The organism is Arhodomonas sp. KWT (assembly GCF_010993615.1).
The window spans coordinates 1-501 of the sequence record NZ_WNXE01001171.1 but is presented as its reverse complement, the minus strand read 5'-3'; the positions used below and the strand labels follow the sequence as shown (position 1 = coordinate 501).

The window sequence follows — 501 nt, the reverse complement described above, 5'->3', positions numbered from 1 at the left end:
CGTCGAGCGCCTCCATCTCGTCGGGGAAGGCCAGGTGCCCCCGCCACCCGAGCGCCGGGAGACGCTCCGAGACCAGCTCCAGCGTGCCCCCGTAGGCGTTGCCGACCACGGCCACCCCGCCCTGCCCGTGCGCCATGCATACAGCGGAGATCGCGGCCATGCCGGCCCCGAACACCAGCGCCGCCTCACCGCCCTCCAGTGCGGCGAGCTGGCGTTCCACGGCAAAGATCGTCGGATTGCTGCCGTAGCGCGTATACAGAGGACGGCGGTCCGGTGCGGCGGCAGCCTCGCGTAGCGCCTGCGTGTCCGTAAAGCCGAAGGTGGTGGTGTTGTAGACCGGCACGTACGGCGCCCCGTAAGGGTCGGCAACCTGCCCCGCATGGATACAGCGCGTGGGGAAACGCTCATCGCTCGCCATGGGTCCTCCGTCAAGGCGTATGTGGAATTCGCAGAGGATGACCGATCCCGCGGCGTCATGCGAGGCGGCGCCCCGTCAGTCAC

Annotated in this window: 1 protein-coding gene; it reads right to left on the bottom strand. The window is 69.7% G+C overall.

Annotated features, from left to right (window positions below; all coding sequences use genetic code 11):
- Positions 1 to 418 (bottom strand): PLP-dependent transferase (locus G7A99_RS24790; RefSeq protein ID WP_163144738.1); only part of this gene is annotated, 418 nt, incomplete at its 3' end.
- Positions 419 to 501: the final 83 nt, after the last annotated feature.